Annotated in this window: 34 protein-coding genes and 1 pseudogene; 4 read left to right on the plus strand and 31 right to left on the minus strand. The window is 45.7% G+C overall.

Going from position 1 to position 24,709, the window contains the following annotated elements; all coding sequences use genetic code 11:
* Positions 1–11: 11 nt before the first annotated feature.
* The gene (locus AC1HDJ_RS09330; RefSeq protein ID WP_479535323.1) at positions 12–227 is read right to left on the minus strand and encodes a VF530 family protein; all 216 of its coding nucleotides are present in this window, start codon (positions 225–227) and stop codon (positions 12–14) included.
* Positions 228–480: 253 nt separating this feature from the next.
* A pseudogene (locus tag AC1HDJ_RS09335) lies at positions 481–654 on the minus strand (NADP-dependent isocitrate dehydrogenase); the annotation flags it as partial.
* A 424-nt stretch (positions 655–1,078) separates the two neighbouring features.
* On the opposite strand from AC1HDJ_RS09335, the gene AC1HDJ_RS09340 reads away from it, so the two are divergent.
* From AC1HDJ_RS09340 to AC1HDJ_RS09350, 3 genes are all read left to right on the plus strand, one after another.
* Positions 1,079–1,303, plus strand: coding sequence for a type II toxin-antitoxin system Phd/YefM family antitoxin (locus tag AC1HDJ_RS09340; protein WP_479535325.1), 225 nt, complete (start codon positions 1,079–1,081; stop codon positions 1,301–1,303).
* Positions 1,300–1,677, plus strand: coding sequence for a type II toxin-antitoxin system death-on-curing family toxin (locus AC1HDJ_RS09345; protein WP_479535327.1), 378 nt, complete (start codon positions 1,300–1,302; stop codon positions 1,675–1,677). The genes AC1HDJ_RS09340 and AC1HDJ_RS09345 overlap by 4 nt, the downstream gene beginning before the upstream one ends.
* 91 nt (positions 1,678–1,768) lie before the next feature.
* Complete coding sequence (locus AC1HDJ_RS09350; RefSeq protein WP_479535329.1) at positions 1,769–2,329, plus strand: serine O-acetyltransferase; 561 nt, start codon at positions 1,769–1,771, stop codon at positions 2,327–2,329.
* A 9-nt stretch (positions 2,330–2,338) separates the two neighbouring features.
* Here the strand turns inward: AC1HDJ_RS09350 and AC1HDJ_RS09355 are convergent, their stop codons facing one another.
* The 12 genes from AC1HDJ_RS09355 to AC1HDJ_RS09410 all read right to left on the minus strand — a co-directional run bounded on the left by AC1HDJ_RS09355 (position 2,339) and on the right by AC1HDJ_RS09410 (position 11,283).
* Positions 2,339–3,265 (minus strand): phage baseplate protein, encoded by a 927-nt coding sequence (locus AC1HDJ_RS09355; protein WP_479537072.1) that lies wholly within the window; start codon positions 3,263–3,265, stop codon positions 2,339–2,341.
* A complete protein-coding gene (locus AC1HDJ_RS09360) occupies positions 3,265–3,918 on the minus strand; it encodes a baseplate wedge 1 family protein (RefSeq protein WP_479535331.1) in 654 nt (217 codons plus the stop codon). Before AC1HDJ_RS09360 ends, AC1HDJ_RS09355 begins: the two co-directional genes overlap by 1 nt.
* Positions 3,915–5,123 carry a baseplate J/gp47 family protein gene (locus AC1HDJ_RS09365; RefSeq protein WP_479535333.1) on the minus strand — a complete coding sequence of 403 codons (1,209 nt, stop codon included), beginning with the start codon at positions 5,121–5,123 and terminating at the stop codon, positions 3,915–3,917. Before AC1HDJ_RS09365 ends, AC1HDJ_RS09360 begins: the two co-directional genes overlap by 4 nt.
* Complete coding sequence (locus AC1HDJ_RS09370) at positions 5,110–5,460, minus strand: contractile injection system sheath initiator (RefSeq protein WP_479535335.1); 351 nt, start codon at positions 5,458–5,460, stop codon at positions 5,110–5,112. The genes AC1HDJ_RS09365 and AC1HDJ_RS09370 overlap by 14 nt, the downstream gene beginning before the upstream one ends.
* Positions 5,460–6,110 (minus strand): Gp138 family membrane-puncturing spike protein, encoded by a 651-nt coding sequence (locus AC1HDJ_RS09375; protein ID WP_479535338.1) that lies wholly within the window; start codon positions 6,108–6,110, stop codon positions 5,460–5,462. The genes AC1HDJ_RS09370 and AC1HDJ_RS09375 overlap by 1 nt, the downstream gene beginning before the upstream one ends.
* Positions 6,082–6,969 (minus strand): baseplate hub protein, encoded by an 888-nt coding sequence (locus AC1HDJ_RS09380; RefSeq protein ID WP_479535341.1) that lies wholly within the window; start codon positions 6,967–6,969, stop codon positions 6,082–6,084. Before AC1HDJ_RS09380 ends, AC1HDJ_RS09375 begins: the two co-directional genes overlap by 29 nt.
* The gene (locus AC1HDJ_RS09385) at positions 6,962–7,264 is read right to left on the minus strand and encodes a phage baseplate plug family protein (protein WP_479535343.1); all 303 of its coding nucleotides are present in this window, start codon (positions 7,262–7,264) and stop codon (positions 6,962–6,964) included. Before AC1HDJ_RS09385 ends, AC1HDJ_RS09380 begins: the two co-directional genes overlap by 8 nt.
* Positions 7,261–7,881 carry a phage baseplate protein gene (locus AC1HDJ_RS09390; RefSeq protein WP_479535345.1) on the minus strand — a complete coding sequence of 207 codons (621 nt, stop codon included), beginning with the start codon at positions 7,879–7,881 and terminating at the stop codon, positions 7,261–7,263. The genes AC1HDJ_RS09385 and AC1HDJ_RS09390 overlap by 4 nt, the downstream gene beginning before the upstream one ends.
* Positions 7,881–9,581, minus strand: coding sequence for a phage tail tape measure protein (locus AC1HDJ_RS09395; protein ID WP_479535347.1), 1,701 nt, complete (start codon positions 9,579–9,581; stop codon positions 7,881–7,883). Before AC1HDJ_RS09395 ends, AC1HDJ_RS09390 begins: the two co-directional genes overlap by 1 nt.
* 49 nt (positions 9,582–9,630) lie before the next feature.
* Positions 9,631–10,335 (minus strand): Rha family transcriptional regulator, encoded by a 705-nt coding sequence (locus AC1HDJ_RS09400; protein ID WP_479537659.1) that lies wholly within the window; start codon positions 10,333–10,335, stop codon positions 9,631–9,633.
* An 83-nt stretch (positions 10,336–10,418) separates the two neighbouring features.
* Positions 10,419–11,036 carry a P22AR C-terminal domain-containing protein gene (locus AC1HDJ_RS09405; protein WP_479535351.1) on the minus strand — a complete coding sequence of 206 codons (618 nt, stop codon included), beginning with the start codon at positions 11,034–11,036 and terminating at the stop codon, positions 10,419–10,421.
* Between the two features lie 73 nt (positions 11,037–11,109).
* Positions 11,110–11,283 carry an Arc family DNA-binding protein gene (locus tag AC1HDJ_RS09410; protein WP_479535353.1) on the minus strand — a complete coding sequence of 58 codons (174 nt, stop codon included), beginning with the start codon at positions 11,281–11,283 and terminating at the stop codon, positions 11,110–11,112.
* 124 nt (positions 11,284–11,407) lie between these two features.
* Between AC1HDJ_RS09410 and AC1HDJ_RS09415 the strand changes: the two genes are divergently transcribed.
* A complete protein-coding gene (locus AC1HDJ_RS09415; RefSeq protein WP_479535355.1) occupies positions 11,408–11,821 on the plus strand; it encodes an Arc family DNA-binding protein in 414 nt (137 codons plus the stop codon).
* Between the two features lie 81 nt (positions 11,822–11,902).
* On the opposite strand, the gene AC1HDJ_RS09420 is transcribed toward AC1HDJ_RS09415, so the two are convergent.
* The 17 genes from AC1HDJ_RS09420 to AC1HDJ_RS09500 all read right to left on the minus strand — a co-directional run bounded on the left by AC1HDJ_RS09420 (position 11,903) and on the right by AC1HDJ_RS09500 (position 24,704).
* The gene (locus tag AC1HDJ_RS09420) at positions 11,903–12,601 is read right to left on the minus strand and encodes an OB-fold protein (RefSeq protein ID WP_479535357.1); all 699 of its coding nucleotides are present in this window, start codon (positions 12,599–12,601) and stop codon (positions 11,903–11,905) included.
* A gap of 141 nt (positions 12,602–12,742) precedes the next feature.
* Positions 12,743–12,922, minus strand: a complete 180-nt coding sequence (locus tag AC1HDJ_RS09425; protein ID WP_479535359.1) for a YdcA family protein — start codon at positions 12,920–12,922, stop codon at positions 12,743–12,745.
* Between the two features lie 169 nt (positions 12,923–13,091).
* A complete protein-coding gene (locus tag AC1HDJ_RS09430; protein WP_479535361.1) occupies positions 13,092–13,544 on the minus strand; it encodes a hypothetical protein in 453 nt (150 codons plus the stop codon).
* Between the two features lies 1 nt (position 13,545).
* The gene (locus tag AC1HDJ_RS09435) at positions 13,546–13,995 is read right to left on the minus strand and encodes a phage tail fiber protein (RefSeq protein ID WP_479535363.1); all 450 of its coding nucleotides are present in this window, start codon (positions 13,993–13,995) and stop codon (positions 13,546–13,548) included.
* A gap of 12 nt (positions 13,996–14,007) precedes the next feature.
* Positions 14,008–15,522 carry a DUF3383 domain-containing protein gene (locus tag AC1HDJ_RS09440; protein WP_479535365.1) on the minus strand — a complete coding sequence of 505 codons (1,515 nt, stop codon included), beginning with the start codon at positions 15,520–15,522 and terminating at the stop codon, positions 14,008–14,010.
* A gap of 12 nt (positions 15,523–15,534) precedes the next feature.
* Positions 15,535–16,068 carry a phage gateway protein gene (locus AC1HDJ_RS09445; protein ID WP_479535367.1) on the minus strand — a complete coding sequence of 178 codons (534 nt, stop codon included), beginning with the start codon at positions 16,066–16,068 and terminating at the stop codon, positions 15,535–15,537.
* Complete coding sequence (locus AC1HDJ_RS09450) at positions 16,065–16,436, minus strand: phage collar protein (protein WP_479535369.1); 372 nt, start codon at positions 16,434–16,436, stop codon at positions 16,065–16,067. The genes AC1HDJ_RS09445 and AC1HDJ_RS09450 overlap by 4 nt, the downstream gene beginning before the upstream one ends.
* A complete protein-coding gene (locus tag AC1HDJ_RS09455; protein ID WP_479535371.1) occupies positions 16,433–16,882 on the minus strand; it encodes a hypothetical protein in 450 nt (149 codons plus the stop codon). Before AC1HDJ_RS09455 ends, AC1HDJ_RS09450 begins: the two co-directional genes overlap by 4 nt.
* Positions 16,879–17,310 (minus strand): DUF4054 domain-containing protein, encoded by a 432-nt coding sequence (locus AC1HDJ_RS09460; protein ID WP_479535373.1) that lies wholly within the window; start codon positions 17,308–17,310, stop codon positions 16,879–16,881. The genes AC1HDJ_RS09455 and AC1HDJ_RS09460 overlap by 4 nt, the downstream gene beginning before the upstream one ends.
* A 3-nt stretch (positions 17,311–17,313) precedes the next feature.
* Positions 17,314–17,679 (minus strand): hypothetical protein, encoded by a 366-nt coding sequence (locus AC1HDJ_RS09465; RefSeq protein WP_479535375.1) that lies wholly within the window; start codon positions 17,677–17,679, stop codon positions 17,314–17,316.
* A gap of 47 nt (positions 17,680–17,726) precedes the next feature.
* A complete protein-coding gene (locus AC1HDJ_RS09470) occupies positions 17,727–18,866 on the minus strand; it encodes a major capsid family protein (protein WP_479535377.1) in 1,140 nt (379 codons plus the stop codon).
* Positions 18,867–18,920: 54 nt separating this feature from the next.
* Complete coding sequence (locus AC1HDJ_RS09475) at positions 18,921–19,460, minus strand: structural cement protein Gp24 (protein WP_479535379.1); 540 nt, start codon at positions 19,458–19,460, stop codon at positions 18,921–18,923.
* Between the two features lie 9 nt (positions 19,461–19,469).
* Entirely contained in the window at positions 19,470–20,630 is a 1,161-nt protein-coding gene (locus tag AC1HDJ_RS09480) for a DUF2213 domain-containing protein (RefSeq protein ID WP_479535381.1), read from the minus strand.
* The gene (locus AC1HDJ_RS09485) at positions 20,630–21,268 is read right to left on the minus strand and encodes a phage minor head protein (RefSeq protein ID WP_479535383.1); all 639 of its coding nucleotides are present in this window, start codon (positions 21,266–21,268) and stop codon (positions 20,630–20,632) included. The genes AC1HDJ_RS09480 and AC1HDJ_RS09485 overlap by 1 nt, the downstream gene beginning before the upstream one ends.
* Positions 21,249–22,817, minus strand: coding sequence for a phage portal protein (locus AC1HDJ_RS09490; RefSeq protein WP_479535385.1), 1,569 nt, complete (start codon positions 22,815–22,817; stop codon positions 21,249–21,251). The genes AC1HDJ_RS09485 and AC1HDJ_RS09490 overlap by 20 nt, the downstream gene beginning before the upstream one ends.
* Positions 22,814–24,106: a PBSX family phage terminase large subunit gene (locus AC1HDJ_RS09495; RefSeq protein WP_479535387.1), complete on the minus strand. Its 1,293-nt coding sequence runs from the start codon at positions 24,104–24,106 to the stop codon at positions 22,814–22,816. The genes AC1HDJ_RS09490 and AC1HDJ_RS09495 overlap by 4 nt, the downstream gene beginning before the upstream one ends.
* Positions 24,090–24,704, minus strand: coding sequence for a terminase small subunit (locus AC1HDJ_RS09500; protein WP_479535389.1), 615 nt, complete (start codon positions 24,702–24,704; stop codon positions 24,090–24,092). The genes AC1HDJ_RS09495 and AC1HDJ_RS09500 overlap by 17 nt, the downstream gene beginning before the upstream one ends.
* Positions 24,705–24,709 lie beyond the last annotated feature (5 nt).

Here is a 24,709-nt window from a genome sequence, read left to right on the forward strand (position 1 = left end):
CTGCCCTTCCCTCAGGCAAATGTACGGAGATACAAAGACTCGACTTTGTCGCGTGCCCACTGTGTTTTACGCAAGAACTTTAGCGATGATTTTATCGAAGGATCATTTGCAAAACAGTTGATATTGATTTGGTCATATAAGTCATCCCAACCGTAGTGCTCGAGCAATCGGGTCAAAATTTTCTCTAAGCTTAAACCATGTAGCGGATTGTTAGGTTGTTCGTTCATTACATCATTCTCTGCGATTATTGCTCTGCCCATTGCTCATTGTGGGCGGTAAAGGTGGATTCTAGCAGAGAACATCGGGTGAATTAAAAGATTAATGACTTAAAATAACGGAACAAAATCAGGAAAGTGGTACATTTTTTGGCGTGATGCTTTGCAAATAATTCTGGAAATTTCATTGCTCATCAATAAAAAAGGGAAGCTAAAGCTCCCCTCTATATTTAAACGTACTAAACGTAAAAGTGACAAATCACAATTACATGTGCTCGCACATCGCCTTGGCAAACTCACTGCACTTCAATAACTTAGCATCATCCATCAGACGCTCAAAATCATAAGTGACCGTTTTCGCGGCAATAGCGCCTTCCATGCCTTTCACGACAAGATCGGCGGCTTCGAACCAGCCCATATGACGCAGCAGTACACTCGCAAACCTACGTTAACACCATGAATTTAAATAATTTTAATGTAAAAATTACGCCAAAAAGCGGCAGGAAACACCTAATTTAAACACCAGTGATTACATATAGTTAGCTTTCATTTTGGGGAATGAATTCTACGCTTAGCGAGCAGATGCGGCTAACTACCCGCCCGCATTGGACAAGGCTTCTTGTTTCGCTGACTGCAATTCGGATGGCCTGCTTAATAGACATACCAATAACCTCGGTTGAATGCCCACCGGACTTGCCAGAAGATTTTACGAAAGTTTCGTAAAATTCCCTATTAGCAACTTACAATTTATTTTTGAAAATAGTGGGCTTTTGGGGATCTCATATTGGCTTGAGCTGGTGTTGTTGTCGACTTAGTTGTACAATTGAGTCGATGTTAGTTTGAGGCAGTTTAAGGAGCTCCTGATGATCACGCTAACCTTTTCCGATGTTCGTCAAAAATTCTCTAGCGTACTAGATATCGCCATCAATCAGCCTGTGACGATCACTCGCCGCTCCGCACCTGATATGGTGGTTATTACAGCAGAACAATTTGCTGAATTGCAGCAAGCTAAATTTGACGCATCTCTTGCACGGGTGATGGAAAAACCAGCGAATCAGCTACTGTTCAAGGAACTTGCGGATAAATGATTTTTTTCTTATCTGTTGAGCAGGTTATAGCCATTCACGATTACCAGTTAGCAGCTTATGGTGGCCTAGCTGGGTACAGAGATATAGGCCTTATCGAAGGGATGGTGGCCAGAGTTGAAAACCTTCATGCATACCAAGGGGAAGGTGATTTGTTTGTGCTGGCAGCATCTCTATTGCTTTCAATAGCCAGAGGACATGGCTTCAATGATGCAAACAAAAGAACATCTGTTGCATCAGCGATGGTATTCCTGGATATGAATGGTGCACCAATAATTCCGTCGGAGGGTTTTGCTGACTTCGTGGTAGAAGCGGCGCAGGGAATTCATGATGTGCATGCGGTAGCGCAAGAGCTGAAGAGACTCGCAAATTGTTAGTAAAAATGCCGTAAAACGTTAACATTGGCCCTAAGAGAACTTCAAAAGTTCCATTGTACATCAGATTCAACTAATTAGAGGTATCACCACAATGAGCAGTATTGCTATGATTTTTTATATTTTTTTTAATGGTGAAAAACTAAAAGAATTTTGGATTGTGGAGTTTTTAAATAATAAGCCATTTTCTTGGATAAGAATTATTTCATATTTAATTAAAGGAGATCGCATAAAGTTTCTTTTTTGGTGGAGGCTAGCAAATGCTATGTATGATTCTGGCAATAGAACATATAAACATACCGCAAAAAAATTACAATCCAAACTTATTGCAAAATACAACACAGAAATCGAGTTAGGTGCAAAAATAGGTGTTGGTTTACAAATACGACACTATTCATCAATAGTCATATCTAAGTACGCTGTAATTGGTGATAATTTCACATGCCATCAAAACATAACTATTGGATACCGAAAACATCCTTACAACCTATTAATTGGTCATAACGTCACCATGGGATGTGGCTCGACTATTTTAGGTGGTGAAATAGTTATTGGTGATAATGTAAAAATAGGTGCAATGTCATTAGTAGTATCAAACATTCCTAGTAATTGCACCTATATATCTGAAATAAAAAGTAAGGTAATAAACAGTTAAATTTGATTATTATGACACTCTATACCACCCCATGAGCTTAACAAATGAGTTAGTTACAGAGAATGCAGAACCTGAACCACTACTTGATGTTATACCAGAAACAGTGTGCGAATGAGCGCCAACAGCTACCGTATGTGTGTGGGCACCGATACTCAATGTATGTGCATGCTCACCAGCGGCAGGAGTGCTCCCTCCCCCGTTACCAAAATATGCCCCACCGCCACCAGACCAGGCCTGATTCGCTGAACTGTAGGGGACGCTGTGTGTATGTGATCCCGTTGTATTTGTAGTTTTAGTGCCATAGTCAAATGAGCTTGTTGTTTTAGAACCGTAATCAAAGGTGCCGGTATTAGCTGAAAATGAGTGGCTGTGCGCGGGTATATTCCCTATTGTCAGCGTGGAACTATCCGAACCACCCGTTGTCAGCACATCGCTACCGTTAGCTGAGGCCAAGCGAATTGTGCGGTTATCCCCAATATATTGCCATGTAGTGCCAGGGAAAAGCACGTTTGGATCTTTTTTCTGAGCAAACCACGTAACAATCCCAACTGGGTACAACGTATCAACGGAGTTTGTATCCGCTTTTAATTCTATCCAATCGCTACCTTTGCCGGGTTCTTCATCATTATCTTCTAATTTTGATTGCCATACCTTTTTACCGTAGTACACCAATGAACAAATCGGATAGGGTTTACCATCCTCAGACCAACTAGCAATACCAGAAGTTTGAATTTCTTTGATCGCAACTGTAATCATATTAAACAGTGCGTTCATTTTCTCACGTTCTATACGCTTTGCTGATGGGTCTGATGCCGGATCAAGTGCATAAGCTTGCGTGTACCCCTGCGTCATATTAACGCCACCACTAGCATCGGTCTCAGGCACTGGTGTTTTATCGCCTGTAGCGGCGAATGGCACTTTTATGAAACTCATTATCAGCTCCCAAATTGTGAATTATATTGGTCAAAATTAAGGTTGTACTTAGAAAACCCAAAAGAGTCGCGTGGCTTAACAAGATGAGTAAATTTCACGCCTGAAGGCCTTGGGATAAGGTCAAAATCTTTAAGCAGTCGCATCATGATATTAGGTAGCACAATCTGATAAACAACAGTAATAGTCATGTCATGCCCATCAAGCGCGTAGACATCAGAACCGAACACATCATACAGCGCATGATTAATGCTCGGCATCGAAGCATCTGATGTGATTTGCCACCACCGCATTCGCAATAGCTGCCGCTTTTGCTCAACTGAAAGTCGATTTACAGTGTCAGTATCCGTGGCAAAATTGCTTGATTTAAAATTAAATCCAAAATTTGCAAAACCGAATGCAGGGTAGTTTTTGGGGCTTGCAGATTGTTCTGTGTAGAGTGGAAGGTTAAGGATTATAGCCCAAACATTTAACCCGAAATCATTTGCAGTAAACAGATTAAAAACATCACGCTCCCAATCGATCCAAAATTGTGAATGATTATTCGTGTACCAATCTTGCTTTAAATTAAGGATGCTTTTCAGGTTTGGTGCTTGGTCATATTCCCATTTAACAACTTTCAATAAATCAATACTGAAATCAAATGATTGAACATTCATGTTGTCACCACAAGAATATCATCAATCTGTATTGTCGCTTTCTCATTAAGCCCAATAACAATGTCATCTTTTGACCACGCTGGCGTTACTAATTTAAGTGATACTTCGACACTTTTAATAAATATTTGTGGTGATGCCGCATTTGCTGCAGCTGAGAGTTCAAAGGGTGAAACGTCTGCCCCCAGAACAAACCCTTCTTCACCGTTTTCTGATAAGCCTTCAGCATAGTTAACTATTGCATTTTTAATAACAGAGACTGGATCACCAACGCCAGCCCCTCTTGATGCTACTAAAAACTTTGCCATCACCGGTTTTGCTGTCGGTCTGTCAAACTTAACGAGGCTAATCTGGTTAGACCACGGGTCAATAACTGTTACATTAATCGCACCATTCCAACTCGCGCCCCCTGTTTTGGATCGATATAGTGCTGCAGCAATATCATTGTCTTCCCCTCCATCTACGCATGCCCATACGGAGTGTTTAACAAGCGTGATACCGTCAATCGTTTTAGTTGAACCTTCATAGTTCTCTCGAAATGACAAAGACTTTACGCCATTCACTGCGCGAACGTTGGAAAATACGGCTTCAGCAACAGATCGCCCTTGCAGCGCCAGCGTTTGCACTCTCTCTTTTTTAGCAGATAAATCTGACTGCCCTTCAGTGCCAAGCACTCCCGTGACGGGGTTATCTGATGTCTCCCATCCCACTGCGGTATAACCCGCCACTGGTGATATTAACGAATGTGGCGGGCATGGGATCGGCCCTGACTCAATTGCTTGAAAAATTCCAACGCCCTTCCCAGAGGAGTCGAGCGTGACGGTAGACAATAGCTCAAATAAATTTCCGTTTGACTCCCGTCGTGATCCCGATGGAATAATTACGTTGGGAACACCCGTTAGAATTACGCTATCAACAAGGGTATAGGTTGCTTTGCGTCGTTTCCCTCCAGTCAATGCCCAGATGTCGTCTAAAAATAAACCACCCGAATAATAAGGATTAATCTGGTTTGCAATTGCCGCGTTATTAGCAACAACTTCCGCTCTGACTGCTGTATCGCTTGCGATTAATGCGCCTTGCGGCGTATCTGGTAAAGTAATTAGATCATCACCGAATGTGGATTTCCATTCGTTTTCTGTGTCGGTGAGGATCTGCGATGTGTCAGGGACAATAACGCCCTGTGGAGACAGGTATTTATAATTTGCCACTCACATTCCCCGCGCCGTAAATTGTCTTTACTTCAGCGATATATGTCATAACATCGCCGTCCATCCAAATATTAAGATTGCCTATGCTCGTCACGCCAGAAACTGTCAATAATACTTTTCGTAAGTACATGTCATAAAGGCCAACATCTGGTGTTGTACCCAAAGCAACATCAAAAAACGGAATGCCGCGAGACAACGCGTAAGGTAGCTCGCCAAGAATTGTCTGCGAAACATGTTCGCAGGTCTGGAGTATTGCTTGAAGATCAGTGGCTATTGCTAAATTACCGTCATTCCCCAGATAAATATCGCTATTCTCATTCGTCGCAAAAGTTTTCATTAATTTTTTGCAGGGCCAACATCCCCACCCTCCGGATTCGCATGATTATGACCGACAAGATTTAATGAGCCATCCGTGAATTGCGGAGCTTTAATCGGCTTATTGGATTCAATGCCGGAATCAGTGATAGACATAATCGTAGACCCTACTGTTAACACGATGCTTCCGGGCTTCACTGCAACAGAAGTCTTTCCATCCAGAGTTTGTAGCGTGGCAGCATCGCCATCTGTTACTACAAAATCTTTCATCACATCAGGGATAAACACCCCATCTTCAAAACAATGAAGCCGAGCTGTATTGCCCGGCTCGGCTTCGTATGACTGAAGAAAAAGTGACATATCTCGGTCACTGGCCTTTATCCACCCGAGATCGCCAGGCTTTAGAGGAAAGCTCATGCACATACCACCGCCGCCCATCGTGAGCGCGGGAACTTCTGCCGGCGCTATAAGTGGATGCATAGAGCCATCAGTCATGGTTATTCTGTACAGTATTTCTATCTGCGCTCGGTTCTTCGAGCGGTCATAAGACACGATCCGCGCGGGTAGCATGTCATCAACATCAAGAAGAAATTTACGAAGCACCAGATCCATTGTTCCGGTTAGGTCATCACCTTGACCGGGTTTACGACTGGGTATCGCTGGATTTGTCATTGGCCTTCCTCGTTGCCTCACGTTTCTCGGCAATGGATTTGATATTGTCGTTGTTGCAGGCCAGATCGAGATACCATGGCGTATCGTGCGTAGCCAGATTTGCTGACCAACTGTAAATCACGTACTGACCGTTCGCCGCTTTATTCACTTCTGACTGAATTTCTATTTGTTGACCAAGCCTAATTGTTGGGTCAAACAGCACACGAACTTTAATGCCTTTGTCGTCAAGGGTGGGTGTACCAATCATGCCGGTATCTTTCGAAATAAGGCGAACCTCACCACGCATGCCCTTCCCTAAATCTTTCACAATAAAAAATTCATCATCAATAAAGCAGTCAACATCACCAACCTGCTCTAGCTTTTTAATTTGCTGGGCTGTTGTGCCGTTATACACATAATTAGCGATGGTCTTGTCTTTGGCCTCAAAACGCAAATTAAGCGAATAGTCAGCGGCCACATTCCGGCACAGCTCTGATAATTGCGTGGTTTTTGGTGAAGAACGTGATGTCCATTTGTACTTAGCGCCATTTTGGGTCAGCGCCTTCATTGTTAAACGCCGTTCTGGGGGCATGCTAGGTTCAGCCATAATCACATCGCCAACATAAATACACTCTACCCCTGTAGATAATCTGCCCGCCATCACTGTAATTAGCTTTGGTTTTTGTGATGGGTTCCAAGGTGATGTTTCAGTGACAAGGTAATCAATCGTTTCAAGTAGCAAATTATCAATACTGATAGTACAAGAATTTTGTTTACTGTCTGATGACTTGGTTATTTTCACAACACTTGCAGCACCGCTATAAAAATGCATTTCCCCGTTAACTTCAATACCAATATTAATCAGCCGATCATCAAACATTATTTATCTCCTCATTTGTCAAAAAAACAAATGTATTGGAATGTTCAAACTGCGTGTAATAAGGCAAGCTATCATTGCTGGTTAAAATAAAGAAATTTCCATCGCTCAGGTAGCTCGAAGGTATAATTGGCACGCCTGCACAAGCACGGCGGTTATTAACGATGGTTTCCCCATCCCGTATTACGGTAACCGCCATAATGCCGTTGCACTCTTTTAATGAAAGTTCGTACAGTGAATTATCTAGCACAACAGAAAGAGATTGACGGGGGAATTGCTTAAGTGGAATTTCTTTCATCCTAGCACCTTATCAACCATCTGACTGCTCAATGACTTATATTTATCTTGCGTTGCTGGCGTAGCTTCTGATGCAGCCTTTTGCCCCTGCTTCACCGTGCTTGCATCAGATTTCGCACCCGTTTTTTTATTGGCCGCCACTTCTTTTGCAGGCATGGTTTCAACAGATGAAGTAAACCAGAACACCTCTTTTAGCGTGATGGATATGGCCACAATATCACCCAAATCGGGTGACTCATCGTGTGGCATATCAGTAATAACCATGTTGGCAAAGGTTGATGCTCTTGTTTGAACAATCATTGATGTGCTGTTGATGTACGCCTGCTCAATCTCTTTGTATGCAGACCCATAAGCATCACTGGGAATAAACACGGCCAATTGCGCAACGTTAGGTTTTATCACCTTGAAATCAGCAATTGTATTCCCTGTTTCTAGTGGGTGCTCGCAAAGTTCTGATGAACGATCTACCGCAGCACGCATTGCGCGTGCAGAGGCAAACATCTGATTTCCTAGCTCATCTGTAATACGAACAACATCAACAGCAAGGCTTGAACCAAGTAAACTGATCGCCGACTGAGCACCTGACATCAAGCTCATCATTTGCGTAAAAGAGGACATTAGTGACTCCTTGCATCATCATACTGATTAGCCATCTGCTGAACGCTGTCGTTCATGCCATCACTCACTGCTGTGCGTATTTGCTGCGGATCACCAGAGCCTACGTTAATCTCAACGCGTTCAATTTTTTGCGTATTTTGAACGCTGGTTTGTCTGGTGTTAGAAATTGCCGACGGATTGTTAGGGATTGATGGAGCAGAGATTGCGCCAGCTAATGCTACATTCGCAGCATTGGCAGTCACAGCAACAGGCTGTAATGGGCTAGTTTCTTTGAAAATGCCATCATCCGAACCGGTAACCATGGAAACACTCTTTTTAATAAAATCGGGTAGCTTGTCATAAGCAGCATTGGCCGCGCCTGAAACCGAATCAGAAATGTAATCACCCAACTGTGCAAACAGGCCCTTCACCCACGCCAGTAAATCACTGAATGTTTTTTTGGCATCAGTAGATAACTTATTCCAAACGCCTGCTAACGTGGCCAGCAGCGCATCAGTGGCTTCATTTACCCCGCTTGCAATAGAATCCCAGCAGCGTTGAACGTCTGCAACAAGTGCATCAAGAAATGCTGAAGGATTTGAAAACAGAACTTTCAATGCCCCCCAAAGATTTAACGCCAGCTCTTTTATTCCTTCCAATGCCGTACCCAGCGCGGGGAAACGCTGCGCTAAATCACCAATAACAGACTCACCACCACTAAAATAAGCAAAGAGGTCGTCTACCACTAAGCCAAGAACCGCAGCAATGGCGATAAAAGGCAAAAATGGGGTCATTGCTTTCCAAGCAGCCTTTCCTAATCCATTAAGCGCAGTGATTAGCATAGGGATGGCAGCCCCTGCTAATGCACCAAAAAAGCCAAGCAGAAACGCCTTGTGTTCACGACCCCATGCAATAACATCTTTGGTCACGTCAATAATTAGCTGAAGCGCAGGAACTGCGCCAATTGCAAGTACATCAGCAAAACGGGAAAAAATGGCAGAGAGTTCATCTTGAGATTGCTTAAACATCTTGAGCTGCTCTGCGTCTTTTTCGTTGAGCACGCCCAGTGCTTTTTGTAATTCAATCTGCCGCTCGAGTGCTTTCTGCCCCTTCATCATTGCAGCAATCACCGCATTATCGGTGATGCCAAGCTCTTTAATACGAAATGTGGCTTGCTGTTTATCCATCTTTTCCATTGATCCGGCAAGCTCTAGCAATGCCTGATCTGCAGTTTTCATCTTTCCCTGAGCATCTTTCAGGCTAACACCGAACGCTTTAAATGTTTCTGCCTTGCCTGATTTAGCATCTGATTCTGCCTCACCCATGGCTTCGTTCAGGTCAATCATTGAGTCACGAAAAGCATCCGTTTCAACGCCCATTGCCCGAAACGAACGTTGCATCGCATCATACTGGCCAATATCAACACCGACAGTTTCAGCGTCTTTTACTCTGTCGAGTAACTCTGTTGTGCGAGTCAGCACTGAGTTTAGGGAAAGCCCTGCACCTGCAATGCCTAACGCGCCAATAGCGACATCTTTTAAACTGCCAACGGTCAGCCCAGCTTTCTCTGCTACGCCAGTAAATACACCAAGCAGTGATTCATTTGCCTGATTAGCACCCTTCTTAACATCATCAAGCGCATGCCCAGTATCATTAATTCCTTTTAATGCGTTCTTATTGTCGGCTTCAAGCAGGAATACAAAGGAATCAAGAACGCTCATCGTGTGCTCCATAAAAAAACCCGCCGAAGCGGGTTTGGTATTAACTGTTCTAAGCTACGTTAGCGCCATGAACAAGGCAACGAAGGGCTTTTACTCCCTCAGAGTTATAGCGAAACGCTTCGACCTGTTTGCTTGAGTGCGCGGATTTGTCCATAACAAAAATACCGTTCTCGTCCGTTTTCAGGTTGTTCGCGTTTGCGATACGTCCAATTTTCTGCGCCGATACCCCAAGCATTCCCGCCACTTCTGTTGCGCTATGGTAATGATCCTCCAACTTTGGTAGCGGAAGAAGTTCAATGCCTGCGGCATCATTGACAGCGCGAGCCATTGCGGTCTGCTTTGCCACATCACTCAGCTTCGGCATGTAAGACAGCGCTAGGCTGATAGCCTCGACCTCCATCTTAATCGCTCGCGCACGGCGAAACTCAGGCAGATGAGAGGTTGATTTGATTGGCATAACGCTACCAGACTCAAGCTTACGCCAGCGCGTAGCAACTTTATGGCGCAACGGGATGCTATATCCCATCATCAGTGTCATGGTCAAATCTTGGTCAAGCCAGTACTCCTGATAAGTGCGCCCTTTATCGTCTTGGTAATCGGCTGAGAAATCAGCCGATTGAAGGTTGAGCAAATTAAACATATTTCGACAGTCTGCCATGACGTTTTTATGCTGCTTCCCTGTCAATGTCGCAATCTCACGGCTTGACATTTTAGTGACAACCGATCTTGCCTTTGCTACAATTTGTTTAGTCATATACGTTCCTAAATGTTGTTAGACTTCAATAGATCGCCAGCGTCCACTGGCGATTTTTCTTTTTGCGCACATCCTGTGCGCCATCAGTGAATCTCCCCTAATCTCAAATTATTCAGTACACGCCAGTTATCTTGCGTAAACGCGCTTACCGGTACATGCATCGTCTCTCTCTCAAGTAAGTGGCGAACCTCATCAGTGTTGCGACAATACTCTCTTGCCATTGAGTAATAAGCTGGCGCTAATCGGTGCTCTGCAACACGCAAAAAAGGCTCAATATCTGCGATATGGCTAATCATTCGAGTTGCGTTTTTCCACATCCAGCACAATGACTGCAGTTCTTTATCACTAAACTGTTTGGCAATAGGTGAATTCAAAACCTCACGATCTAGAATATCCAGCACCCAGCGGCGAAACTCTTTAGCTATCGAGGTACGTGCAAACATAGCAATCAGGTGAGCGCCACGCAGAGAGAACGCGCGAGTCATTTGGTCTCCATAAGGGGTGGTCACCTTGACCACCCCTGTCATTTTCTCAGTAAATTCATCAGCATGACGCGAATAGATTTGTTGAACCGCTTTATCATCCGCGTACTGAAGTGCACAACCAATCTGGCCGGCGGTTAACCACACTTCATCAATATTTTCTACTGGTTGCAGATGAATACCTTGGAAATTGAGATCTGATTTCGCTACAATGTTCATGTCGATAGTTCCTTTGCGGGTATTGTTCGATAAGAAGCCCAGAAGTGCTCGAACACTCTGGGTTTCGCCATTTCTAACTCTCATTGGCGCGCTGCCCTTTCACTCGATTCATTCTTTCTGTAAGAAACTTTAGTAATTCCCCATTCAGAGACCGTGCATTGCGCTTGGCTTCTTCTTCGTACCACTCTCTTACTTCCTGAGGCATTCTCAGTGGATAAGGGGTTACTCTTGATACCAAATGATTCATATGGACTCCTTAATTTGCAATCAGCCATCTTCTCTTACAATAATACTGGATCACTTGGACTCACTTGTCAATACAGCACAGTGCAAATACAATACAAAGAAGTGAATCAAATGGAGTCATTTTCATGTCAAGAATAGCACCATACCCACTAAGAATGCCCCAAGAAGTCAGGGGGTACTTAGAGACGGAAGCTGAAAAGGCAAAGAGAAGTCTTCAGCAAGAAATTCTTTTTCGACTAGATAAGTTCCAGCAAATTGAGAAACTATTAGCGTCATCCTCATCCGATAATGAAGATATGTATATGCAAGTTGCCAATGCTTTGCGCATGACGAAAATTGCAGAGTCTCGTGCTGATGAAATTGAGGTTCTTAAAAACAGAATTGATAGTCTTATGTCTTCGCTAAAGCTTACCGAAACAGACCGATTTATGACAATAGCCAGCAATGTTGAGGTAATTGAAGTGGCTATAAAGAAAATTGTATCAGCCATGCCTGCTGGGTATATAGAAGAGAAAAAAGACTATAAGAAACCCACCTGATTAGGCTGGATTTATTCTGAAGCCTTCTTTCCATCAAAATAAAAAACCACCGAGTGGTGGTTTTTTATTTTGAAAATGTGATCAATTGCTTTTAATAAGAGCTTTAGCTCGTTTCTTTTGATCATCACTTGGTTCTACACTGAACAAACTCTCTAAGCATTTTTTTGTTGGTTTTACACAGGTTTTGGTTACTGCATCTTTATTATCTTCATACAAAACTCTCGCAATAGCCTGATATTTATTAGTAACTTTATCTTCTCTCATCATACTCACAAAGTTAGCTTTCATTTTCTCAGCTGATACATCAGTAAAAGTACACGCTTTCAGCATAGGCGTATGCATTACGTATTTATCCATCGTACATAAAAAATCAATTTTTGAACCTTTTTCTAATTGCAAGATTTTCTCATCAGAACCATCGACATAAAGGAAAACATTCTGGAATTGATTATTCCCATTAACTTTAACATAGGCATAACCAGTAGCATTTTCTCCGATTTCTGATGCTACTGATTTTACTCTGACTCTTTTTCCTTTAAGTTTTTTGTTTGCGGCCAGTTCATTCTTTTCATACATAGCAATGAGTTCTGACGCAGTGTATGGCCCAGACACTGACTCACCAATCAACGAATCGCCACCACTCATGAACGCCATGTAATCATCACTTGCTAATGATTCGATCGCATTTGTATAAGCAAGATCGTTAACTAATGAGTTATTTGCTAGAACAGGGTGAGCTACAAAGGCTAAAAGTAACATCGAAACAGTAATTTTTTTCATTTTAAAATAATCCCATTGCCTTAAAATGATAATGCCTGAACAGATTTTTTTCTCACTTAAGGCTACCATGAGTTGTTTTGATATTTAACGCTTTTTTAACCAGCTCCATTGAAATAAAGCCCACTTAGTGGGCTTCACTATTTATCTGCAAGTTTTAGTTGATTTACTAATACTTCCGTCATTGCACACAAACTGCCCATTGCTTGTACAGTGCGATACACCACCTTTCGAACCAGAGCATGGCTTACGCCCACGGCTCGCATCAGCGGTAGTAGCAACAACCATTAACCCTAACGCCATAACAACCATTAGCTTTTTCATAAAACATCCTTTTAGTATGACTGTTAAAAATCATAAGGCTGTGATGGCTTGAATGTCTACTTCTTATTTTTAATCTGCTCCATTGCCCACCACTCATTAAAGCGAGTGGTCATGACAATTTCCCATAACTGCCAAGCCTCCTCCAGTGTGACGGAGGTTTTCAGTTCAGTTAGGGTTGCTTGCCCTGCTGAGAGGATTGTTGCAATGAAGCTGTCAGCGTTGACGTAATCAACTTGATCATATTCTGCACGATACCTCCTGAGGAAATGGAGCGGTTGAACTTTTCGAAAAAAGAGAAGTTGTGTTCCAGCAAGGCGCGTTCGAGGCGGATAAGCGCCTCTGCGTCAGGCACATGATTATCGACCAGCGCAGCCGTGGTTAATCGAATGGTGCTGCCATCCACCAGCACACGGTCAACAAACGACATTGCTTTCAGCATGATTTTTTCATTTTCACCATACTGGTTCTCTTCCCACTGCTTTGCTAAAGCCGCAATAGAGGTCGGGTACTTTGCGGCTATTTCACGGCCAGTAATGGCCGGAAACTGGCTAATTACAAAATTGTGCTTCTCCCCGTGCCGATCTTCAACCGTAACGGCTTTTGGGTTTAATAACTCCACCACGTTACACCCCAACTCGGCTCATGCCTTCAAAGCGGAAATTAAATACTTTTGATTTATATCGCCCAGCAGATGCGACCGAGTTGCCCGGCAAACCATCAAAAATAACACCCGGTGTTAGCGTGACTGATGAGCCATCAGGGTAAATACCCACGAGGGTGATCACGTCTTTTGCTGGTTTTTTCCCGCGGGCGGCGCGGTTCGCTTCGTACACTACAGACAAGTTTTTATCTGCCTCTGATTTCGGTATCACCGCCAAAGCGAAAGAAATGGGGTTAGCTTTCGACCAAGCAACCATGTCGCCATTTAGCCCCATTCCGACATCATTGATTTGCAACGCTGGAAGGTCAAACGGGTCGGCATCATCTGCAAACTCAGTAATGGTAAAACCCGCCGGATAGGTTTTACTTGCGATCAGGCGAACCTGTAGGCCGAAGCCTGCAATATTCTGCATGTGTTATCTCCGTTAAACCAAGATGTTACGCCCAGTGATTTTATTCACCGCGTCAGCTTTTGAGTAGACAAGCGTGTAATCAATGATGTATTTGATTGTGCTATTGGCCTGTGTCTCTTCTAACACCTGTGCGTCAAGCCACCAGCCGATAGATTGCACTTGATGCCATGCCAGCGGGTCGCCTGTCACTTGAGTGATGTAGGCTTTTTGTGTAACGGTTAAATCTTTTTCCGCTTTGATAGTGCCGTTGAATAGCGCACGAGAAATCGTGTCTTGCAATAAGCTGACAACGATAGAGCGCCCTTCGTCTGTTGCCGGAATGATGGGCAGTGAAAGTAGCCCTGTCATCAATACTGCGGTAGCCGCTGCCTTGAACCACTGCTCATTCGCGTAGACATTCATTTGCAGGGGTGACGTTGATGTGCCACACAAGTACCCATTTTGATAAAAATCAATAGGCTGCCCTGCGTTTTTTGTACGCCCGTAGTAGTTAACGCGCGTATCAGAATCAATGGCATTGGCTTCGGTGTTGCTATCAACTTTGGGCGTAATTCCAGCAATTTGCTGAAACATGTAGTTCTGACTAGCGTTTCGCTGGTTGTAATCCGTTGCGCCTAAAATAATGCCGGGGATCAGCTCGTCATATTCAGTGTTAGCATCATTAACCACGGTCAGCGCGCAGCCGCCAAAGCTCACAAGAGCTTCGTATGAAGTAACATAATCCGCTTTGGTTACCGGAACTAAATACTGATACTTAACGTTTTGTGCGTTGTTCCATGCAGCAATTTCTTGCACTACAGCAAGCTCAAGCGCATCACCGCAAAATGCAAATGAACCGTAGTTATCGCTAATTTCATCAGCCTCAACCACATAATCAAGAATGCTTGAAGCAGTAGAGCCTGGTGACGTAACCATTCCTTTCGCAGTGGTCCAACCTAGCTTGTCTGCAATATCAACCCCCGATCCTACTGGAGTTACGCTAACCGCCGCAGGAACATCATGACCGATAAATTCAGCATTAAATTTCTGCGCAATTTCATCATAAGTGACTGTAGCACCGCTGAGGCTGGTGCGTAACTTCGTTTGAATCGTATCCGCAACATCAACCAGCGCGTCATCAGCAGAAAAATCCAACCCCGTGAGTAAATAGCCTGACTGCCCAACACTGATATGAACCGATCCCGTTGTAATTGCTTTCCATGTGGCAATTGTGGTTAGCGCCGTACCACCAACAATGCCAGCAGAAACCACTGCTGCTGCATCATTGTAATGTGCAAAGGAGATTTTCTTTGATTTAGTGATCAGTTTTGAGATAAAGCCAAAATACAATGCAGCACGCTTGTACTCTTCGTTCGATGTTCCAAATGTGGTAGCGACATCATTCAGATCCGTAAATTCCATGACCACACCAGCAGGAACTTTAGTGTCTTTTGTGAACAAGCGAAGGATGAGTTCGCGCTCTTTAACGGTCGCACCCGCCCCTACGCCGGACGTAATGTCCACGTACTTTTTAATCGAAATGCTCATCAGCAAGCCTCTTTAAACGCGGTAAATCCCGCTGGTGAACTCATCAACAACGCCGACAGAGTGCGTCAGTGTGAGCTTGTGACAAATAACCAAATCGAAGCTTGGGACGTTCTCCCATCGCTCGTTTTCGTTCTTGATATAATTTGACTGGATGGCCTTCACAGCCAGCACCCCCATGCCCACAGGTTTCAGTGCATCAAGCATGGGTTTGCTTTGCAATATCATAGATGCGAGCGTGAGCACGCTCTGAGCCGTTGGTGTGTTGATCGTTTCATTTTCCGGCAACACAAAAGGAAGAACCGCATTAAACTGGATAGTCTCTGCTACGTTCTGCTTCTCAACTACACTTGCAGCAGCACCAACCACCTCACCCTTTCGCGATTGCCAGCCTACGCGCTCAGTGCCGATGTGGTGCATGATAATAGCAGTAACATCAGGAGGGCCGGAAGATATACCCGAATAGCTTTGCATCACGCGAACAGGCATTCCATGTTCAGCAAACCCGGCAATCAGCACCCCACGAACAAGTTTGAATATCTCATTCATTTTTTCACCGCAACGAGCTGTGTCCAGCCGTCTTGTACTTTCCATGACGTTGGCTCAAGAACCTCCCACTCACCACCGTTCCATACAATGATGTCTGCTGATCCGCCACGATAAGCAGAGTGTGCTCCCGTTTGAATCCAAGCGGTGATGTATTGCCGCCCAGTGGTTAGGCCAAATTGCTGGATATCGCGAAAAGGTAATGGCTGGACTGAAGCACCAAAAAGTGGCTCAAGTTCAGAATAGGTGTTAACCGTTTTCCCAAAGTCATTTTCCTGTTGCTGCTGAAAACGCTTTATTTGCACACCGACTGTTGGGTTAATTGCGGTTAGTGCCACACCGAGTAAATTTGCACCGGGTACGAACATCATTTCTCCTTAACAATTGATGTGCAGCTTGCCAACATGAGGCCTGTTGCTTGCAAGGGTTTTTCAGTCTCAAGCCCGCGCCGCTTCCGCGCCATTTTCGTGCTTGCTGCCAGCGGAGGGCCATTAATCTGAGTGATGGCCAAGCGAACATCACCGGCAGCAAGTTCGCCAATAGCCTGCATCACCTGCAGTGGCGTGCGCGTTCCTTGCATAACCGCTTTTACACCTTGCCCCATTGCGCCAGACCACGTATTTTTTTCAGCCAAAATCGTTGGCCTGACCATAGGGCGCGGTGGAATACGGCGAGCAGGTGATCCGTATTCATGCGTTTGTGCCACTAATGCAACCGGTGTTCCATCAGGATATTTGGCTGTATCCTGCCAGCCAACCTCCGCTTTTAGCCGACCAAGCGTCTCAACCTGTTTTGCAAGGTCTTTCCACCCCTTCAAAATCGACCGCCTGTTTTACGAAATGCACGACGCTCAGGAGAGCCACCGACATAACCTATTCCAATAGACAGCCGACTAAGCAATGCAATCAACTGCTCACCGTAAATGGTTTTACCAAGCCATGTCGTAAATGCAGCTTTGCTTGATGAGGCGCTGGCAAACCCAACACTAACCGAGCCCACGGTGGCATTACTAATAATCCCCGTAGCGCCACTTGCCGGTGCTACGGGAGTGCCATTGATCGACAATAAATGCGCAGTAAGTAATTCAGTCATCAGTTCTTGGCATTTGATACATTTAAACCAGCGGCTACTCACGTCGATATAGCAGTCCACCATATCAGCCATCAGCAAAATGCTGTCCGTTGGATAAGGTACAGGGTTAGCAAATGCTGGAAATTTCTCCCTAAACTCAATGACATCAATCATGAATTAACTCTCTTCTTTGGGAGCTTTCTTACCCATCTTCGCATAATCTTGCGGAGTGTCTTGAGCGGACTTATCCTTCTCCAATTCAGCCCCTTTTTCGTCTGCGTCATGAGTGTGTTTGCCTTTTTCGTCAACACTCATAAAACCACGCTCAATAAAGCCATGGAATGCCGGATCTGCTTTCAGTAACTCCAGCTCTTCAGTAGTAACTACGGTAGCAGCGCCAAGTGGCGTGAGCATAGTTCGTTTGTTCTGCGCATTAGCACCCCCCTTGATTAACACGCCCTTCTCATAAGTGTCTTTACGTGCGTGACCTTTCCACACTGGAAAGAAGTTATCAGCGGTACAGGATGAGTAAACAACTGGCATAGTATTCCCCAGAAAAATAATACAGGGCCGCATGGCAGCCCGCTTAATCAGATGCCGCTTGCGCGATACACTGCAAAAGGTCGCTTCACTAGCACACCCGATGTCGCATTCGTAAAATCTTCAGTCACCACTTTGCACGACATGTCTACACCGAGCGCACGAAAACGTGAAGGTACGATTTGATCAATAACGCCACCACCATCAGTGCCTGAGTCACCCACGCTTTCAGCATAGAGATAGAACACATCTGCACCACCGTTGGCCTCATTTAGCTCAACCGCTGATTTTACCGTCACGTTCGAATAGTTCTCTTTCAGCCAGTCATAAGGCGTTTCGCCTAATTCGTTTGGCGTAGACAAGTAATCCACTTTATCAGAGGCTACAGCGAGAATGATCGGGGTAGATGTTGGATCAATCACCTCTTTCGACTTACTGCGAAGCGCGGACAAACCGGTAAGCACATCGCGCACGATATCCGAGTAAGCTTTCTTATCCCAAGTCGTCCCCGTTGCGCCCGCAGGCACAGTGATATAGGCAGGCAGGTTCGGGTCGTTCAGGTAACCATAAATCGGGTAGGAGGTTGCCCCGTTGTAACCGTAAAATGCCACGCGGTTACGCGAGATTTCCAGCGCCAGTGATGCCGCATTACGCTTGGTTTCTGAAGAGTTAACGCCAATACGACCCGCACGCAAACCTTCAAGCTCACCGACTTGAATACCCTCTTCAAAGCGGACAACGCCACGCTTCTCATAGGTAAGATTCCAGCTAGACAGGGGGATGTTGCCATGATCAGTGTAAGGCTGAGCAACACCGACCAACTCAAGAATTTCTTGAATGACCTCTTCATCTTCCCATGCCCCAGCAGTAACCACGCCCATGAGCTCATCTGCCTTACGAGCAGCAGTAATAACCTGCACTTGGCCGGGCAACCAGCTTTGCAAGAACTGCATATATGGGCTGTTACCTTGCGAGGCATTAACAGTTAGACCGGGAATACTTACCGCCGCGTCCATACCATATGCCTGAGCATACGACTGAGCGGCAAAATCAGAGATGTGGATACCAACCTTTGCAAGCGATCGGATATTATCCGCAGAATCCATCGCTACACCCCGTAACTTACTTTTCAGCAGTCCGGCAGCAGTTGGAGATAGGCGCTTATGCACCGTTGAGATTTTTTTAGCCATGCTTGAGTTCCCTCAATTGAATAAGCAGCAAGCGGGCCAGAAGCCCACCAGCGGTTAAGGCGTTTCTGGCGTTTCGGCAGCAGGAGCTGGGACAGGTAGTTGCTGAAGTGAAACAATCGCAGCACCTGTATTCACGTTGTAGCGAACAATGCGCGAACCGGTGATCAGCGTTGAGCCAGCCGGCGCAGTAGACGCAGGAGCAGAAACAAGCGTGCCGTCAACTTTATACGCAATTGCATCACCCACCGCTGCATCCGTAGTCAACGCAATCCACATACCCGGAGATTGTGAAACCGCCTCTAACTTCGCCCCCTCTTCGATGTTAATGACATTGCCACCCAACACCGAGTAATTAGTCCACTGTTTTGGGGATGACAAAATACCGATGAAGACACCATCACCACCAATCGATACAGCGCCGTTTTCTCCTGAGGCCTGTGTCAGAGCTACTGCTCCAAATGGTGAATTCTGCCCTGGCGTTCCACTGAATGCTGTTTTAAGTTGAACGGGTTCGGCTCGAACATCACCCGCTAAAGCTTGCTCTCCGGGGATGCCCCAAGCCATATCATTGGCTACGGAAGTTTGAAATGTCATGGTTGCCCCTTAGAGATCGTCAATTACAGATGAAACAGCGTTAGCTTTGGCGGATGCTGAGTCTTGAGCAAATGCCACTATAGCCGATGGCTGAGATGCTTTAATTGCCAGCGCAGCATTTAGGGCTGAGACTTCATGCCCTGCCGCTACATCCTTAATACCAAGTTTTTTAAGGCCATATTTAGCAACCGCCACGGTATCCATTGAGTCACATGCAAATGCGCCAATAAACGGCGTAAGTCGTGCAGCAAGGCTATTGCGCTTGCCGAGTTCTTTCAGCATCGCTCCGGTATCCTGCGCTTTTACTTGGCGAGTCAGCGCTTGAACTTGGCGCGTCAGCGTTTTGATTTTTGCATCCTGAGCTTTTGATTCATCGGTTTGGTCTTCATCTTCTGATTCCTGATCCTCTGCTGAACCAGATTCCTCGTCTTCGGCTGATGCAGCGTCAGGCTCTTCATCTTCTGCTGGCGTGGTATCTGTAGGGTCTCCGTCTTCAACAGGTGCTGTTGCCGCTGCCGGAGCAATGGTTGCGACCAGTTTTGCTTTATCTTCATCAGTTAAGCCAGCAATCAAAGCCAGCAGTTCTTCTAATGGCATTATTTTCCCCTTGTCGGAGTTTTGGTTAATGGCCTGATCCATCACTGCGACATCAGGTCCTGTTCTGCCCTCGTCAACACGGGCAAGGTGGTTACCGCACCGCAGATTACGCTGCACGTACTGGTAAGGTTGGCCTTCAAATATGCCCGGCGCATACTCGATATCGTATTTGTAGGCTGGGGATAACTGAGACTTTCCCGATTCCAACTCCTGTTTCATCTCATCGGAAAAAACGCGAAGATTTGCCTTCAGATAGGGATAATCGAAATAGACCTTCTCACCGACAATTCCGTCCACCCCAACATCACTAGGGTTAGCGCCTTCAGTGCCAAGCCACGTGTGGTTATTGATGAACGGGATGAGTTTGAATGACTCCAGTGTTTCCGAGCGGCTCAATTCCTCTGCGGGTCGATATACTTGGTAAATTTTTTCAGGATCTACTGCTCCGGGTATTTCACTGCCGAGATAGTCAAATACCCCGACTTTACTGATTGGGTTTCCCTCAACAGTAATCCATCCATTATCGTCAACGACGCGAGCTGATTTATCCTGCGCTTTTGCACTGCCCCCCATCACTTCACTCCAAAATCAATGACCAGTTTAAACGTGCAATGACAGTTAATTTCTTCACCCGGAACAACGCTTTGCCCGTGATCGCCCACGGGCAATCCAATCGCTAAATCGAACTCTTTGCCATGTGCTTTAACGTGCTTGGGGCGGGAGTGTTTCGGGCCACGATGCGAATGAATCCATACCCCTTTTTTCGCACCTGTTGACTGAGCTTTTAGTGTCGCGGTCTGGTTAAACGCCTTGCGGGTCTGATCCATTGCGATGTTATTAGCACGCCGATCCAGCTTGCCATTCGCATCAGCGAGAATATCCTTCATCGCCGTCATATCGCCCGGCGAATCAGCCACGGCTTTACGTATGCGTTCGATATGCTCAACGGGTAGCGTGGAAATTAACTGCGCGTTGGCTTGTGACACGTCACGGAAATAACCCCGAATAACGTCAGCATTTACCGCATCACCGAGCTTTAATGCGGTGAACTGGCGTTGCGTGGACGCATCCACCCCAGTCAGTACGGGATTAAACATCGACGGCGCATATTCACGGAAAAGGTTGCTGTACTTCACGGAAAGAGTATTGAGCCGCTCATCGAGAGAGCGACCGCTGGAATTCAGAATGTCGTCAGCCAGATTTGACTTCATCCACCGGAGCAGCCCCCGGAGCTTGCGCTGGTACGTTTTCTCCAGATGCAATGGATTGTAGAACGGCCTTGAGTCGGTCGGTTTCTGACTCTCCGTCTGCTTCGCCATCATCTACCTCGTCAAACTCATAGCCGCTCGACTCATCGTCTTTAAGCTTGCGCTGGTTCTGCTCTTGACTAACAACGCCAAGGTCCTGATAAATCTGAGCCGTCTGCGCGCGAATAAGCCCAGTCTGGGCTTGTTCTGTTTCCGTAGGTTCGTCTAGCGGATTCCATACCACTTCGATATCAATAACTTCGCCAAACAACGATTTGGTTTGTAGTTGATAGTGTCGCTCAAGGAATGGCGTGCAGTTATGCTCCTGAATGCCGGCCAACGTTTCACGATACGCGCTCGTCTCAAACTCACCCGTCGGGTTGAACCCCTTCGGAGATGTGCCAAGAAGCTTAGTTGCTGGCATTTCAGCAACAGCGGCAACAAGTTGATACCCTGTCATGATGACAGAATCTACGTCACCCAATGAGGTCTCGTGCTGATTGTATTCATCGTCTTTTCCCAGATTCATCAAACCAAAGTTATCTCTCGATTCAGCAAGACTTTGCTGCGCCTCGACATAACGATCCGGATCAGCCATCGCTTGATCAAGGTCAGTTTTTACGACATTTAATCGTTTTGACATGAGTAGCTGCGGGCCTTCGTTGGCCGAGCGTTCAGCTCCATACACTCGCTCCCAAATAAGCTGAGGAAGAGGTAGGCCACCAAATTGGTACGTTGGTTTAAGAACGTCAGGTACTTCGGCATAGCGAATAATGACAAGATGTGAGCGATGGTAACGCTTGTTATAAATCCGCCAGTAAGTTGGCTCATAAAAGTTAGGCGATGAAGGGTCAGAAACATCAACCCCGTCAAGCTCAGGCGCACACCAGTACGGATCAACCTGACTAATCCCTCTGTAGCTACCTTCACTCACACCATCAATATTGAACGGGTTTTCATAATATTGTGGGTCATCGCTGTCCACACAGTAAATAGCGATACGAATGCCAAATACTCGATTAAAACGCGCATACTCTTGAACCTTTCGCTTAATCCCAAGCTTGCGATCTAGCTTCTCAAGACGCTGAATTTTATCAGCAGGTAACCCCGTTATTTTCCAGCCATTTCGCGTCGCGTCTTCCGGTGGAATTTTACAGGCGCGATTAATAAGCCACTGCTGCGCCATTACTGCACATAACTGATGACCAATAAACCCCTGTGACAAAAACCAGCCGATCACGTTATCAGGAACACCTCCGGCCGTAGAAAATCGGTAAGCACCGGAAGGAGACTGAGCGCACGATTCATCCATTGCTTTACCGGTTACCGCATCTACCAACTTGGTAGAGCGAACAGGGAAAGCCACCTCTTCAATTTGCTTTAAAGTTACATGCTGATGCTGCTTATGCGTTGAAAATGCCCCCGCAGGATTTTTCACTGGTTCATCATTCTCATCAGCAATAACGATAGGACGCTTTGGTCGAAACCACTTTAACCAGTTCAGCCATTTCATGAATAAACGCCCCTACTCTTCCTGCGAATCATTCCATCCAGTGAATACCTGATGGCATCCCAGCAATGGTTGTTTTTATCTTCAATAATCGGCAGCACCTCATTAGTGATGCGATCAGTTTTGTAAGAATAGAGTCGAGCTTCTTTTGCAGTCTCTTTACAGCGAGGGTGGATGATAATTTTCTTAAAACCGCGCAGGAACGCGATCCCGTCCTCGACACTTCCCTGCCACTTCTTGGCTGCTGAGATATTAAACCCCTGCGCTTTGATGTGGCTGATCGTCTCTGGTCTGGAGTTATCAGCCTTGATGGGCCACTTACGAGATTCAGGAATGCCCTCGTATTTTGCCTCGTCTGTAATATGCCATTCATCGAGCTGCTTCATTGTTGCGCCATTTTTACCTGCATAGAATTTCCACATATCATCAAGCTCTACATGCTTACCGTATGCTTCGTATTCAATATGCAGACATTTATCTAATATGAATCCGCGAATTAGCGTTGACGGGTCTTCAGCGAAACCGAAGTCACCACCAAACAGCAGCCTGTCGGCCTTTTCCCATAGATCATCCGAGAAACTCTGAACAACGTAACGATTTGCCAGAACCTGCTTGTTGGAATTTTCGAGATAAGCACCTTCCCAGATCCATGCATAGTCTGCGTAATCCAACACATCAAGATCATCTCGCCGCTCTTCTTCGAGAACATCAGGAAACCACGGGTTATCGTTGAAATTCATCTCAACGAATATTGAGTTTTTCGGTGGGGTCTTTCTAAAGCGCTTATCCGTTGCGCTACCGTCTTTTTCTGGATTCCACGTCACCCAGATCTCAGAACCTTCTTCACGAACTGTCGGGCGCAACTTTTTCCAAGCTGTGTCTGAAACTGACTCAGCTTCATCAACCCAAGCGAGAAGAATACGGGCTTTCGATTTTATGCTATCTAGGTTGTGTCGAAGACCGCAGAACACGTAGTTAACCAGACGATTTTTCGTTCTGATGTATTTTTCACCAATATCGAAGTAATCATTAAGCCAAGGAACGGACCGTATTGCCTGCTTCACTTCCTCCATGCTCGACTCTTCGAGTGAGTTCATGTATTCGCGGCCGCAAAGAATCACGCCGCTGATTCCCGCCTCTGCTTTTTCATAAGCACGAACAGCGCTCATCAACGCAAACGTACGGGTCTTTCCTGAGCCACGTCCGCCGTAAGAACCTCGATATCGGACATTTTCAGCAGTAAAGGCAGGAACTAGCTTTGCGGGGATTTCGAGATCAGCTACTGCTTCCATCTGGCGAAACTCCCACTAATCGTATTACTGTCGGTTTTTGCACTAGGCTGCCATCAGGGTTAGTCAGTTCATTCTGAACAACTTTCGGCGCATCCCACCCTTGAAGTTCCGCCAGTTGCTTAATTGCTACTTTCGGATCATGTAACTTAATCTTAAAGCCCTGTGGACCAGCGGTTAACTCGGCTATCGCAGCCATCGCTTCTGGCGTGATCAGCGCGGAGTCTTTAAAACTCCATGATGCCTGTGATATTGGGCTGCCACCCTCATCCATTCCAGTAGTGCTGTTACGAAACTCAGCCAGATCAAATAAGGATGTGCGACCGAGGGACGTTAGCCGCCGCAAGGCCTCTTCGCGCCCCATGATTGCCTCGTCTATCGCTTCACTCTGCACGGACTTGAGGAACGCTACGACGTTAACATTTGCATATATTCGTGAGGCAGCGGCACGTATAGCGTCGCCTTTGGCTTTCCCTTTAGCTGATTTGTATGCATCGGTCTGGTTTTTGCCCTTGACGATGGCAAGAGCGAATTTTTTCTGGAGAGCAGTCAACGCATCGAAAAGTTGCTGCTGCTCTGCCGTGAGCTTTTTCGATGCCATGTTAA

The sequence above is a fragment of the Plesiomonas sp. ISS29 genome, from assembly GCF_056522795.1.

Coding starts and splice junctions, on each gene's coding strand:
- AC1HDJ_RS09330 (WP_479535323.1), bottom strand. CDS start 227: ATGAACGAACAACCTAACAATCCGCTACATGGTTTAAGCTTAGAGAAA.
- AC1HDJ_RS09340 (WP_479535325.1), top strand. CDS start 1,079: ATGATCACGCTAACCTTTTCCGATGTTCGTCAAAAATTCTCTAGCGTA.
- AC1HDJ_RS09345 (WP_479535327.1), top strand. CDS start 1,300: ATGATTTTTTTCTTATCTGTTGAGCAGGTTATAGCCATTCACGATTAC.
- AC1HDJ_RS09350 (WP_479535329.1), top strand. CDS start 1,769: ATGAGCAGTATTGCTATGATTTTTTATATTTTTTTTAATGGTGAAAAA.
- AC1HDJ_RS09360 (WP_479535331.1), bottom strand. CDS start 3,918: ATGAATGTTCAATCATTTGATTTCAGTATTGATTTATTGAAAGTTGTT.
- AC1HDJ_RS09370 (WP_479535335.1), bottom strand. CDS start 5,460: ATGAAAACTTTTGCGACGAATGAGAATAGCGATATTTATCTGGGGAAT.
- AC1HDJ_RS09375 (WP_479535338.1), bottom strand. CDS start 6,110: ATGACAAATCCAGCGATACCCAGTCGTAAACCCGGTCAAGGTGATGAC.
- AC1HDJ_RS09380 (WP_479535341.1), bottom strand. CDS start 6,969: ATGTTTGATGATCGGCTGATTAATATTGGTATTGAAGTTAACGGGGAA.
- AC1HDJ_RS09385 (WP_479535343.1), bottom strand. CDS start 7,264: ATGAAAGAAATTCCACTTAAGCAATTCCCCCGTCAATCTCTTTCTGTT.
- AC1HDJ_RS09390 (WP_479535345.1), bottom strand. CDS start 7,881: ATGTCCTCTTTTACGCAAATGATGAGCTTGATGTCAGGTGCTCAGTCG.
- AC1HDJ_RS09395 (WP_479535347.1), bottom strand. CDS start 9,581: ATGAGCGTTCTTGATTCCTTTGTATTCCTGCTTGAAGCCGACAATAAG.
- AC1HDJ_RS09400 (WP_479537659.1), bottom strand. CDS start 10,335: ATGACTAAACAAATTGTAGCAAAGGCAAGATCGGTTGTCACTAAAATG.
- AC1HDJ_RS09405 (WP_479535351.1), bottom strand. CDS start 11,036: ATGAACATTGTAGCGAAATCAGATCTCAATTTCCAAGGTATTCATCTG.
- AC1HDJ_RS09410 (WP_479535353.1), bottom strand. CDS start 11,283: ATGAATCATTTGGTATCAAGAGTAACCCCTTATCCACTGAGAATGCCT.
- AC1HDJ_RS09415 (WP_479535355.1), top strand. CDS start 11,408: ATGTCAAGAATAGCACCATACCCACTAAGAATGCCCCAAGAAGTCAGG.
- AC1HDJ_RS09420 (WP_479535357.1), bottom strand. CDS start 12,601: ATGAAAAAAATTACTGTTTCGATGTTACTTTTAGCCTTTGTAGCTCAC.
- AC1HDJ_RS09425 (WP_479535359.1), bottom strand. CDS start 12,922: ATGAAAAAGCTAATGGTTGTTATGGCGTTAGGGTTAATGGTTGTTGCT.
- AC1HDJ_RS09435 (WP_479535363.1), bottom strand. CDS start 13,995: ATGCAGAATATTGCAGGCTTCGGCCTACAGGTTCGCCTGATCGCAAGT.
- AC1HDJ_RS09440 (WP_479535365.1), bottom strand. CDS start 15,522: ATGAGCATTTCGATTAAAAAGTACGTGGACATTACGTCCGGCGTAGGG.
- AC1HDJ_RS09445 (WP_479535367.1), bottom strand. CDS start 16,068: ATGAATGAGATATTCAAACTTGTTCGTGGGGTGCTGATTGCCGGGTTT.
- AC1HDJ_RS09450 (WP_479535369.1), bottom strand. CDS start 16,436: ATGATGTTCGTACCCGGTGCAAATTTACTCGGTGTGGCACTAACCGCA.
- AC1HDJ_RS09460 (WP_479535373.1), bottom strand. CDS start 17,310: ATGATTGATGTCATTGAGTTTAGGGAGAAATTTCCAGCATTTGCTAAC.
- AC1HDJ_RS09465 (WP_479535375.1), bottom strand. CDS start 17,679: ATGCCAGTTGTTTACTCATCCTGTACCGCTGATAACTTCTTTCCAGTG.
- AC1HDJ_RS09470 (WP_479535377.1), bottom strand. CDS start 18,866: ATGGCTAAAAAAATCTCAACGGTGCATAAGCGCCTATCTCCAACTGCT.
- AC1HDJ_RS09475 (WP_479535379.1), bottom strand. CDS start 19,460: ATGACATTTCAAACTTCCGTAGCCAATGATATGGCTTGGGGCATCCCC.
- AC1HDJ_RS09480 (WP_479535381.1), bottom strand. CDS start 20,630: ATGGGGGGCAGTGCAAAAGCGCAGGATAAATCAGCTCGCGTCGTTGAC.
- AC1HDJ_RS09485 (WP_479535383.1), bottom strand. CDS start 21,268: ATGAAGTCAAATCTGGCTGACGACATTCTGAATTCCAGCGGTCGCTCT.
- AC1HDJ_RS09490 (WP_479535385.1), bottom strand. CDS start 22,817: ATGAAATGGCTGAACTGGTTAAAGTGGTTTCGACCAAAGCGTCCTATC.
- AC1HDJ_RS09495 (WP_479535387.1), bottom strand. CDS start 24,106: ATGGAAGCAGTAGCTGATCTCGAAATCCCCGCAAAGCTAGTTCCTGCC.
- AC1HDJ_RS09500 (WP_479535389.1), bottom strand. CDS start 24,704: ATGGCATCGAAAAAGCTCACGGCAGAGCAGCAGCAACTTTTCGATGCG.